Genomic DNA, 10,468 nt, shown 5'->3' on the forward strand with positions numbered 1-10,468 from the left:
GTCGGCGAACCGGAGCAGCCGCGCGTTTCGCCCGACCCAGTGCGCGACCTCGGTCAGGAGGTACGACGCCATCAGCGGCCCGGACAGGATGATGCCGGGCAGACCCTGGGCCTTCGCCACGTGCTCGTCGTGATGGAATTCCGAGTCGTAGTTGTCGCAGGCGCCCGCCCACCGCACCTGGTGGCCCACCATCATCGGTCCCTTCGTGACCGTCGAGAACTCCTGCCCCTCGGCAAAGTCCTCGAAGAAGAGGCTCGGCGGTTCAACGGTCGTGACGGTGGGCATGGGGGCTCTCCTTCCCGTCCAGGACTCCGAGTCGGCGGAGATCGACGATCTCCGCCGGTGCGAACCCGAGCCGTTCGAGCACGGCGGCCGTATCCCCGCCGAGGGCCGGAGCCCGTCGTCTGAGCTGCCAGGGCGTCAGCGACATCCGGACCGGGTTGCCCACCAGGGGCGTCGATCCGTTCCCGGTGTCGACGACCATGCCGCAGGCACGCGCCTGGGGATTCGCGTAGACCCGGTCGTACGTGAGAATCGGCGCCGCGGGAATGCCCGCGGCCTCCAGGCGCTCGAGCCAGTACGCGGCGTCCCCGCGAAGGGCGCCCACCTAGCGGGCCCCGACGAGCTCCCGCGCCGAGCCGACCTCGTCGAGCTTCTGGAGGCGCTCGAAGAGCCGACGCGGCTCCAGCTTCACGCCACCCGCGTCGAGGCAGGCACGGAATTTCTCGAACAGCTCGGCCTCGGGGAGCGGACGGGTGGCGTGGCCGCGGGCGTGCCTCACCTGCTCGGTCTCGAGGACGGTGCCGTCGTCGAGATGGACTCGTACCTGATCGTACACGGACGCCCCCGGTGTCTCCGGGTCGTAGTTCCGGTTCGTCTCCACGACGACTCGCCGCATCAACTGCTGGATGTCCGCCCGTCGCACGAACGTGTCCGTCAGCTCCCCCAGCCCGACGCGGCGCGCGGTCAGCGCCGCCGCCATCGCGAACTCGATGCTGAATTTTGCGGCGAGCCCCGTCTGGGGGGCGTGGTTGCGGAGGATCGTCGCATACGTGTCGCTCAGCGAGACCACGATCCGGTCGATCCGGGAGGGATCGATCGGTCGCCGTGACACGAGGTCGAGCACGGCGTCGATCGAGCGGTGCGTGCAGTAGCACGCCGGAAATTTCTTGATGCTGAGACCCACCGAGGCGAGGCGCCAGTCCTGGCCGAGCGCTCGAGGCGCGCCCTCGCGGTCGACCTTGCCCTCGGGCGACACCGCGTTGAGGAAGCCCTGGGGGTGCTCGAGCGCATCGGCGGACGCGGTGAAGCCGGCCTCGGCGAGCCGGGCGGCGATGACGCCGGCGTGGGCCGCCCGTCCGGCATGGAACGGCTTCGTCATCGTGCCGAAGTTCGCCATCACGCCGCTGCTCTGCGAGGCCGCCAGCGCGATCGCGAATGTGGCCCGTTCCGCGTCGAGGCGTCGCAGCGACGCGCACGCGGCGGCCGCGCCGATCGCGCCGAAGATGCCCGTGGGGTGCCACCCCTTGAGGTGATGATGGCCGCGGTCCCGCTCGACGAGCTCGCCCCAGACCTCGTAGCCGGCGGCGTAGGCCCTGAGCATGTCACGGCCCGAGGCGTCGAGCGCCTCGCCTTCGGCCAGGATCGCCGGGACCAGCACGGTGCTCGGGTGCCCGCGGAGCGCGACGTCATCGTAATCCAGCGCGTGCGCGGCCGTCCCGTTGATCCACGCGGCCTCCGGTGCCGGGCCACGCTCGGACGAGAAGTACAGCGCCGCCTCGCCGGATCCCCCGGTCGCCAGGGTCTTCTTCAAGATCTGCACCGCGGGCTCCGGGCTGCCGGCGATCATCGTGCCGATGCAGTCGATGAACCCGGTGCGCTCGGTTCTCAGGGCTGCCTCGGGCAGCCGCTCGAAGGTGAGTTCCGACACGAAGCGACCCAGCGCCTGCGTCAGTGGCAGCGACCGCAGCTCCGTTGTGTGCTGGACGAGATCCGGCATCGGCTCATTCCCTCCGTGTGCTCGCTAGCTTCCGGCCTGTTTCAGGTAGGCGTCGGGACGGGCCATGAACTTGCTGCGGCATTCCAGGGTGTCGAAGTAGTACCACTTGCCATTGTGGAACTGCCTGGTGCCCTTCTTGGGGTCCACCTCCTTCGCGCCGTGCGCGGTCTGGCCCGTCTGGGCCCGCGCCGCCGCCTCGTCTACGGCATTGCGACATACCGGACACTCGGCCATCGTCGCTTCTCCTCTGGCTGATTGCGCTGAACGCCCGCTCCGGATCAGTCCCGCCTCACGCTTCGGCGACGACCGGCACCGGCCGCCCCAGGACGACGCGGCCCGGAAGATCGATGAGCGCGTGGGCGACCCTGGCGCGGTGCTCGTAGCTGGTCCCCAGCCGCATGGTCCACGCCGAGACGCGGCGGAACCACAGGTGGAGGTCGAACTCCATCATGAAGCCGATCCCCCCGTGGATAATCTGGGAGAACCGCACCACCGCCTCGCACTTCTCGTTGCAGAACGCCTTCGCCTGCGACACCTCGACGCTCGCGGGCAGTCCCTGGTCCATCTTCCACAGGGCCTCGTACGTCAGCATCTCGCCGCCGTCGATCCAGACGATCATGTCCGCGCACACGTGCTGGATGGATTGAAACGCGCCGATGGGCTGACCGAAGGCGACGCGGTACTTCGCGTACTCGATGGCCATCTCCGCGTCCTTCCTCGTGGCGCCCAGCATCTGGGCACAGAGGAGGGCCGTGGCCCGGTCGAGCATCCTCTCGACGATCGGCCCCCCCTGGTTGAGCTCGCCGATCAGGTTGGCCCGGGGCACGCGGACATTCTCGAACACCACCTCGCTCTGCTTGTCCTTCGCGAGCGTGACGAGCGGGACGTGGGAGAGGCCCGGGCTCTTGGTGTCGACCAGGAAGAGCGACAGGCCGGCGTTCCCCTTGGAGCCGGGAGCGGTCCGGCAGGCGACGAGGCACTGGTCGGCGGCGACGAAGTTGTCGACGAAGAGCTTGGTCCCGTTGATGACGAAATGATCTCCCGAGGCCACGGCCTGCGTGTGGATCGTCTCGGGGAGGAAGCGTGGGTCCCGCTCCGTGAACGCCCACGTGAGGACCGCATCCCCCCGGACGACGGCCGGGAGAATCGCTTCGCGTTGCGCCTCGGTCCCATCCCTGGCGATCGTCAGCGCTGCCACCACCGTGCTGTGGAGTGGAAGCGGGGCCACCGCCCGTCCCGCTTCCTCGAAGATGAGGCCCAGGTACACTAGGCGAAGATCCTGGCCGCCGTACTTCTCGGGCAGGGCCATCCCCTGCCAGCCGAGCTCGGCGGCCTTCCGCCACAGCGCCGGCGGATACCCCTTGGGGTCGGTCTCCATCTCGCGCACCAGGGCCGTCGAGCACTCCGCCTCGAAGAACTCCCGGGCGCTGTTGCGGACCATCTTCTCTTCTTCGGTCAACAGTACGTCCATGATCGGTCCTCTATTCGCCCAGCGTCGTGAGGTGTCAGGGTTCCCGGCACTCCGCGGGCGGCCGTCGCTACTGACGAGGTCCTTGTGCCCTGCGCCCCGAGGGCAGGCCGAGACCGCGACGCGCGACCTGGTCTCGCATGACCTGGACGCTGCCGTGGTTGATCCCGGACTGGAACGCGCCCATCAGGTTGTGCGCGAAGATGCCCTTTTCGACGGCGTGGGGCGAGCCGTTCAGCAACTGGCCGTACGGGCCCAGCATCTGGGTGATGGCCTCAGACGTCCTGACCCCGTGCTCCGGCGCCCACACTTTCTCGGCCGATCCCTCGTACGTGAAGTTGCCGCCGTGCTCGACGATGGACATGCTTCGCATGGTCATGAGCCGGCACACCTGGGCCTCGATCCAGAGCTCCGCGATCTTGTCCCTGATCGCCGGGTCGTTCGCCGGGGAGTAGCCGTCGAACCTGTTCGCCTTGACCCAGTTCACGATGTCCTCGTCCCGTCGCACGGAGATCAGGTACCGGGCGGCGCCGACCCGGTCGAGGTTGAGCCCCATCGACCCGACGCCCCACCCCTCGTTCTCCTTGCCCAGCAACGCGGACTTGTGTACGCGCACGTCGTCGAAGAACGTCTCGTTGGTCCTCGCCGCGCCATAGGTCGTCCCGAGCGGGGCTCGAGGCTCGTTCTGGATGGTCCACAGCGGACGGACGGTCATACCGGGGGCGTCCATCGGGAAGATGAAGATCGAGATGCCGTTGTGCCGGGGAGCGTCGGGGTTGGTCCGGGCCATGAGGTAGATGTGGGTCGACACGTGGGCCGCGGAGGTGTACATCTTCTGGCCGTTGATCACGTAATAGTCGCCGTCTCGGACCGCCCGGCATTGCAGGGAGGCCAGGTCGGCGCCGGCTTGGGGCTCGGTGAACCCGAGGGCGAACGAGTACTCCCCGCTGATCAGCTTGGGGAGGAACTCCCGCTTCTGCTCTTCGGTCCCGGCCGCCAGGATGGCCGGGGCGCCGCTACCGGCCAACCCCACCGCGATGCCAACCCGCGCGAACTCCTCCTCGACGATGTACTGACTGATGCGGTCCTTGCCCTGCCCGCCGTACTCCTTGGGGAAGCTGTAGCCCAGCCAGCCCCTCTCGGCGATCTTCTTGAACAGCTCGTCCACGCTCGGTCCTCGACCGCGGACACGGCTGACGCCGAACCCCTCGTTGAGATCCTCCATCTCCTCGAGGAGCTCCCGCGTCATGTTCTGCTTGATGAAGGCGCGTACCTCTTGCCGCAGGGCCTCTTGCTCGAGCGTGTATCCGAAATCCATCCTGTGCCCCCCTCTTCCCAGGCGCGACTGGCCCGGTTCGCCGCTCGCGCCGATCTCCTCCTCAGCCGTACCAAGTCATATGCACGAAGCGCCGTAGTGCGCACGTCATCGGCGCAGGCATTTTGGCCGCCGAAATGAGCGATGTCAAGGCTGTCGAAATGCTGTACAAAATCCTCATGCTCGCGCATCCGCGTCGCGCCGCCCCGATGTCGCCCGACCTGGAGCGAATCCGTCGCGCCCTGGCGGGCACGGAGCTTCCCGACCGGAAACCGGCGGGCAAGCAGGCGGCCGTGGCGCTGGTCCTGGCGGGCGAGGCGGCCGACCTGCACGTGTGTCTGATCCGCCGCGCCGAGCACGAGCCCGACCGTTGGTCCGGTCACATGGCGCTGCCCGGCGGCCGAGTGGACGCCAATGACCCGAGCATCCGGGCCGCCGCCATCCGTGAGACTCAGGAGGAGGTCGGCCTGCGGCTCGACCGCGCCCCGTACCTCGGGGTGCTCGGGACGATGCCCGTGTCCGCGGCGGGCCAGCCCACCGGGATGTCGCTCTCCTCCTTTGTGTTCCACCTCGGGGACATGCTTGAGCGGTTCACGCTCAGCGACGAAGTGGCCGAGGCATTCTGGGTACCGCTCCGGCACCTGCTCGACCCCCGCAATGCCGCCCGCCGGCCCACCCTCCGCGATGGCGTGCCGCTCGACCGCCCGGCGGTCGTGTATCAGGGTCACTACATCTGGGGCCTCACCTACCGCGTGCTCACGATGTTCTTTGAGCAGATGCAGCTGCGAATCGCCCGGCCGGACTGATCCGCCCCGGCCCCTATGTCCTGAAGGACGGCAGCACCCGCTTCGCAAACAGCTCCATCTGCCGGAGTCGATCCGCGTCGTCCGAGGCCAGGAAGCCCAGGACGAAATCGCGCACCCCGGCCTCGATCCGCGCCTCGATCCCGGCGATGCACTCCTCGGGGGTGCCCGTCAGGCAGAGCGACTGCGCGATGTCCTCGGCGCTCCGCCCCGGCGTCACGTACCGCTGGCCGACGTTGATCACGGCCTGCGCCAGGGCCTCCTGCCGGTCGGCGGCGATGGCCGTCGGCTGCATCACCCCCCAGTGGAATCCGCTCATGTCGCGTCCCGCCTCGGCGGCGTAGCGTCGCACCGCCTCGTTGCTGCTCCGGAGGCGTCCCACGCTGAACAGATACGGGTACCATCCATCCCCCAGCAGCGCCGCGCGTCTCATGGCCGCGTCGCTGCGGCCCGCGACCCAGACGGGCGGATGCGGCCGCTGCACGGGATGCGGCAACAGCGTCACGTCCTCGAGGTCGAAGAAGTCTCCGTGGTGGGTCACGTGCTCCTCGGTCCACAGGCGCTTCATCACGGCCAGCATCTCGTTCGTCCGACGCCCCCGGGTCTCCACCGGAATGCCGACGGCCTCGAATTCCACCCGCGTCTCGCGCTGCCCGCTGATGCCGATGCCGAAGTCGAACCGTCCGTTCGAGACCAGGTCGACCGTGGCGACCAGCTTGGCCAGGAGGACCGGGTGGTACAGGGGCGCGATGACGATCCCGGTCATGACGCGCAGCCTGCGGGTCGAGCCCGCGGCGGCGGCCGCCATGGGCAGGGCGAGATGGGTCGGACGGGGCGGGTTGCCGTCCATGACGTGCTCGCCCATGGTGACGCGCTCGAACCCGAGCGCTTCGACCCGTTGCGCGAACTCGGACAGGTGACGGGCATCGCCGGCCGCCGCGACACCGAAGGTCAGCTGCGGTTTAGACATGTGAACCTCTCTCCGCTCGCCGACACGCGGCCCTCGTTCTCGAGCTTCGCCAGGTGACTCAGGATCTGATTGCGGGCCAGGTGGCCAAGCCGCGCGTCGAGGCGCGGGTAGATGGTGCCGAAGAGATCGTCCACGGATTTCGGCCCCTGTCTCAGCAGCTCCACGATTTGCGCTTCCCGCTCCCGCCGGTGCCGAACGAGCCCCTGGAGCTTGGCCCGAGGATCCGTGACCACCGGCCCCTGGCCGGGGTAGATGACGGCGGGGTCGTACCGCATGAACTTCTCCATCGTCCGGAGGAACAACGCGATCTCGCCTTCGCCGGGGTTGATCACGGACGTGCCCGTGCCCATGACGTTGTCGCCGGCGAACAGCGCGTTCCGTTCGCGGACGAAGACGGCCAGGCTTCCGTACGTGTGTCCCGGGGCATGGACGAACTCGACCGTCACGTCGCCCAGGCTGAGCGTCTCGCCGTCCTCCACGACTCTGTCCACCCTGGCGCCCGCCATGCGCTCCTCGATGGCGGCTCTCTCCACCGCAGTGGCGATGATCGGCGCGCCGGTGACCCGCTGCATGGCGGGCGCGTTGCCCCAGTGGGGCGGATGCCTGTGCGTGACGACGATGCCCTCGAGCGGCGGACGGCCTACCCCGCGCCAGTAGTCGAGCCTCGCCTGTGCCTCGCCCTCCCTGTCCCAGCCCGTGTCCACCCAGATGGCCCCTCCGCTGCCGACGACCAGATAGGTGTTGGTGACGCCGACGGCGGGGGCACGTTCGGTGATGACGTTGTGGATGCCGGGTGCGATCTCCATGGAGGCGGTGTCACGCGGGCGTCGAGCGGCGAGCGTCCCCGTTACCCCCGCCGTAGCTTCGGGTCGAGCGCGTCCCGCAGGGAATCGCCGAAGAGGTTGAAGCCGAACACGCTCAGGCTGATCGCGATGCCCGGGAACACGGCCATCCACGGGGCCTTCTCCGCGTACAACGGCGCGGAGCCCGAGAGCATCAGGCCCCACGACGGTGTCGGGTCGGCCGTGCCCAGGCCCAGGTAGGAGAGCGCCGCCTCGGCGAGGATGGCGCTCCCGAGCTGCGCGGTCAGCATGATGAGGTAGGGCGTCATGATATTGGGGACGATGTGCCGGAAGACGACGCGCCGCCGCAGGGCGCCCAGCGCCTGCACGGCCTCGACGTACGGGTGCTCCTTCACCGACAGCGCCGTGGCCCGCACCACGCGCGCAACCCGCGGGACGATGGGGATGGCGATGGCGACGACCACGTTCTGGACCGCCGGCCCCAGGATCGAGACGATGGCGAGGGCGAGGACCAGCTGCGGGAACGCCAGCAGGATATCCATCAGCCGCTCGAGGAGGAGATCGACCGCCCCGCCCCAGTACGCGCTGAGCACGCCCAGCAGGGCGCCGAGGGTGCAGCCCGCGAACGACGCCGTGAAGCCGACGAAGAGGGCGATGCGCGCGCCGTACATGATCCGGGTCAGCAGGTCGCGGCCGAACTCGTCGGTCCCGAGCCAGTGCTCCGCGCTCGGCCGCGCGAACTGGAGCGCGTAATCGCCCTGGTAGGGGTCGTAGCGAGCGAGCGCCTCCGCGAAGACGGCCACGAAGAGCATCGCCAGGACGACCAGCGCGCCCGCGGCGCCCAGGGGCTTCGTCCGGATGAACTTCACCACCTCCTCGCCGAACGTGAGGCGTGGCGCCAGGGTCTCTGAGGCCGTCACATGCACGAGCGGATACTGGACGCTCATCCGGCTATCGATAGCGGATGCGAGGGTCGAACCACGCGTAGGTCAGGTCGATGAGGAGATTCACGATCACGAAGCCGAGCGCGATGACGAACACGAGCGCCTGCACCACCGGGTAGTCCCGGTGGGCGACGGCGTCCACCACGAACCGCCCCACGCCGTTCAGGGTGAACACGGTCTCGGTGACCACCAGGCCGCCGATGAGGAAGGCGAACTCGGTCCCGATCAGCGTGATCACCGGCAGCATCGCGTTCTTCAACGCGTGCCGGATGACGATCGCCCGCTCCGCCAGCCCCTTGGCCCAGGCGGTGCGGATGTAGTCCTCCCGCAGCACCTCCAGCACCGTGGACCGCGTCATGCGGGTGGTGACGGCGGCGTACCGGTAGCCCACGGTGACCACCGGCCAGACCATCTGCTGGAAGTTCGCCCAGGGATCGACCCAGGGCGGCGTGAACTCCAGTGGGGGCCCCCAGCCGAAGTAGATCACCAGAAACAGGATGACGAGGATCCCGGCCCAGAACGACGGGATGGCCAGGCCGCCGATACTGATCACCCGGATGACGTAGTCCAGCCAGGAGTCCTGTCGCACCGCGGCGAGCATCCCGAAGGGGATCGCCAGCACCACCGAAACGATCGTCGCCAAGATCGCCAACTCGAGGGAGAGGGGCAGGCGGACCAGCAGCTCTTCGACGACCGGACGCCCCGTCCAGAGCGAGACGCCGAAATCGAAGTGGAGCACCGCCCAGAGCCACGTTCCAAACTGCACCAGCAGCGGCTGATCCAGCCCGAGCTGGCGATGCATGGCGGCGAGCTGCGCCCGATCGATCTGGCCCGAGTCGCCGCCGAGGATCAGCAGCGCCACGTCCCCGGGAATCACGCGCATGATCACGAATACCAGGGAGGCGACCCCGAGCAGCGTCGGGACGATCAGGAGCAATCGCTTGGCCAGGTAGGTTCGCATGTCCCGGCCCGCGTCGTCTCAGTCCTCAGCCAGCCAGACGTCCTGGAGCTTCTGATTGGAGTACTGGTTGGGCGGGGCCACCCAGTTCCTCACCTTCGCCCAGTGCACCACGTTCCGCGTCCACCAGAGCCCGGGGATGTAGTAGGCGTTCTCCAGGACGATCCGGTCGATCTCGTTGACGAGCTTCTTGCGCTCGACGGGATCGAGCGCACGCGTCTGTCGCGCGAACAGATCGTCGAGCCTGGGGTCGGAGACCCGCCCCCAGTTCTCGGTGTCCCCCGTGACGTACCGATTGAGCCACACGTCGGGATCGTCCATGAACCGGGTTGGCGCGGACACCATCAGCTCGAAGTTCCCCGTGTTCTGGCCGTCCGCGAACCAGGACGCCGTCTCGAGCGGACGGTGCTCCGCCTCGACCCCGATCTTGCGCCACTCCTGGATCACGAACACCGCGAGGTCCTGGTAGGGCAGCCTGATGTTGCGGCCCTTCAGGACGACCTTGAACCCGTTGGGATAACCCGCCTCGGCCAGGAGCCGCTTGGCCTCCGCCCGGTTCTTCTCGGCATCTCGCCCGAAGCCCGGGAGCTTCTGGAGCTCCGCGTCCGGCATCGCCCACTCCGAACCAGGACGCATCGCTCCCCCGATGTACTTGAGCCCGTTGATGGGATACAGGACCTTGCCCGCCGTGTATCGATCGATCCCCAGGGTGAGGGCCCGGCGGACGCGCACGTCGTTGAAAGGCTTCACGGTGTTGTTGGGCCAGATCCCGAAGGCGGCGGTCACGGGCGTTTCCTGGACGACGACTTTGTCGCCGAGCTGCTTCTGGATCGCCTCCACCTCGGACCCGGGCAGGTTGCGGAACTCGATCCAGGCGCGCCCGGAGCGAATGGCCGCCGCCCGCACGGAGGTCTCCGTGCTGACGAAGAATTTGTACCCGTCGAGGTACGGCCGGTCCTTCACGAAATAGTCGGGGTTCCGCACCCCCTCGAACGTCGACCCCCGCGTGTAGCTCTTGAACTTGAACGGCCCCGAGCCCACCGCGTTGGTCTTGAAGTAGTTTGGGTCCTGGTCCAGGTACTTCTTCGGAAAGATCACGTTCCACGGCGACGCCAGGTTCACCAGGAGGGCGGCCGACGCGAACTTGAGCCTGAACACCACGGTGCTCGGATCGGGCGCCTCGACCCGCTCGACGGCCGAGTAGCCGG

12 protein-coding genes are annotated in these 10,468 nt (G+C 68.3%); 1 reads left to right on the top strand and 11 read right to left on the bottom strand.

The annotated features are described in order from the left end of the window. The 6 genes from Q7W02_18235 to Q7W02_18260 form a co-directional block, all read right to left on the bottom strand. A partial coding sequence (locus tag Q7W02_18235) for a hypothetical protein (protein ID MDO8478101.1) occupies nt 1-285 on the bottom strand: 285 nt, incomplete at its 3' end. Further along, a complete protein-coding gene (locus tag Q7W02_18240) occupies nt 263-607 on the bottom strand; it encodes a CoA transferase (GenBank protein MDO8478102.1) in 345 nt (114 codons plus the stop codon). The genes Q7W02_18235 and Q7W02_18240, both read right to left, overlap by 23 nt. Continuing rightward, nucleotides 608-1,999, bottom strand: coding sequence for an MmgE/PrpD family protein (locus Q7W02_18245; protein MDO8478103.1), 1,392 nt, complete (start codon nt 1,997-1,999; stop codon nt 608-610). 24 nt (nt 2,000-2,023) lie between these two features. Then, nucleotides 2,024-2,233, bottom strand: a complete 210-nt coding sequence (locus Q7W02_18250; GenBank protein ID MDO8478104.1) for a hypothetical protein — start codon at nt 2,231-2,233, stop codon at nt 2,024-2,026. Nucleotides 2,234-2,288: 55 nt separating this feature from the next. After that, nucleotides 2,289-3,470 (bottom strand): acyl-CoA dehydrogenase family protein, encoded by a 1,182-nt coding sequence (locus tag Q7W02_18255; protein MDO8478105.1) that lies wholly within the window; start codon nt 3,468-3,470, stop codon nt 2,289-2,291. A 67-nt stretch (nt 3,471-3,537) separates the two neighbouring features. After that, on the bottom strand, nt 3,538-4,785 hold the full coding sequence (locus Q7W02_18260; protein ID MDO8478106.1) for an acyl-CoA dehydrogenase family protein: 1,248 nt from the start codon (nt 4,783-4,785) through the stop codon (nt 3,538-3,540). Between the two features lie 158 nt (nt 4,786-4,943). Between Q7W02_18260 and Q7W02_18265 the strand changes: the two genes are divergently transcribed. Beyond that, complete coding sequence (locus Q7W02_18265) at nt 4,944-5,588, top strand: CoA pyrophosphatase (protein MDO8478107.1); 645 nt, start codon at nt 4,944-4,946, stop codon at nt 5,586-5,588. Nucleotides 5,589-5,601: 13 nt separating this feature from the next. Here the strand turns inward: Q7W02_18265 and Q7W02_18270 are convergent, their stop codons facing one another. The 5 genes from Q7W02_18270 to Q7W02_18290 form a co-directional block, all read right to left on the bottom strand. Beyond that, nucleotides 5,602-6,555 carry an LLM class flavin-dependent oxidoreductase gene (locus Q7W02_18270; GenBank protein ID MDO8478108.1) on the bottom strand — a complete coding sequence of 318 codons (954 nt, stop codon included), beginning with the start codon at nt 6,553-6,555 and terminating at the stop codon, nt 5,602-5,604. Further along, entirely contained in the window at nt 6,537-7,361 is an 825-nt protein-coding gene (locus tag Q7W02_18275) for an MBL fold metallo-hydrolase (protein MDO8478109.1), read from the bottom strand. Before Q7W02_18275 ends, Q7W02_18270 begins: the two co-directional genes overlap by 19 nt. Nucleotides 7,362-7,402: 41 nt before the next feature. After that, nucleotides 7,403-8,305 (bottom strand): ABC transporter permease, encoded by a 903-nt coding sequence (locus Q7W02_18280; protein MDO8478110.1) that lies wholly within the window; start codon nt 8,303-8,305, stop codon nt 7,403-7,405. A 4-nt stretch (nt 8,306-8,309) separates the two neighbouring features. Continuing rightward, entirely contained in the window at nt 8,310-9,263 is a 954-nt protein-coding gene (locus Q7W02_18285; GenBank protein MDO8478111.1) for an ABC transporter permease, read from the bottom strand. 18 nt (nt 9,264-9,281) lie between these two features. Beyond that, nucleotides 9,282-10,468: ABC transporter substrate-binding protein (locus Q7W02_18290; GenBank protein ID MDO8478112.1), on the bottom strand; the 1,187-nt coding region annotated here is incomplete at its 5' end.

It is taken from the genome of Candidatus Rokuibacteriota bacterium (assembly GCA_030647435.1).
In the GTDB taxonomy this organism is placed as follows: Bacteria; Methylomirabilota; Methylomirabilia; order Rokubacteriales; family CSP1-6; genus AR37.

What these genes read in the sequence shown, in the direction of transcription:
- Q7W02_18245 (MDO8478103.1), bottom strand. Translation starts at nt 1,999, where the DNA reads ATGCCGGATCTCGTCCAGCACACAACGGAGCTGCGGTCGCTGCCACTG.
- Q7W02_18250 (MDO8478104.1), bottom strand. Translation starts at nt 2,233, where the DNA reads ATGGCCGAGTGTCCGGTATGTCGCAATGCCGTAGACGAGGCGGCGGCG.
- Q7W02_18255 (MDO8478105.1), bottom strand. Translation starts at nt 3,470, where the DNA reads ATGGACGTACTGTTGACCGAAGAAGAGAAGATGGTCCGCAACAGCGCC.
- Q7W02_18260 (MDO8478106.1), bottom strand. Translation starts at nt 4,785, where the DNA reads ATGGATTTCGGATACACGCTCGAGCAAGAGGCCCTGCGGCAAGAGGTA.
- Q7W02_18265 (MDO8478107.1), top strand. Translation starts at nt 4,944, where the DNA reads ATGCTGTACAAAATCCTCATGCTCGCGCATCCGCGTCGCGCCGCCCCG.
- Q7W02_18270 (MDO8478108.1), bottom strand. Translation starts at nt 6,555, where the DNA reads ATGTCTAAACCGCAGCTGACCTTCGGTGTCGCGGCGGCCGGCGATGCC.
- Q7W02_18275 (MDO8478109.1), bottom strand. Translation starts at nt 7,361, where the DNA reads ATGGAGATCGCACCCGGCATCCACAACGTCATCACCGAACGTGCCCCC.
- Q7W02_18280 (MDO8478110.1), bottom strand. Translation starts at nt 8,305, where the DNA reads ATGAGCGTCCAGTATCCGCTCGTGCATGTGACGGCCTCAGAGACCCTG.
- Q7W02_18285 (MDO8478111.1), bottom strand. Translation starts at nt 9,263, where the DNA reads ATGCGAACCTACCTGGCCAAGCGATTGCTCCTGATCGTCCCGACGCTG.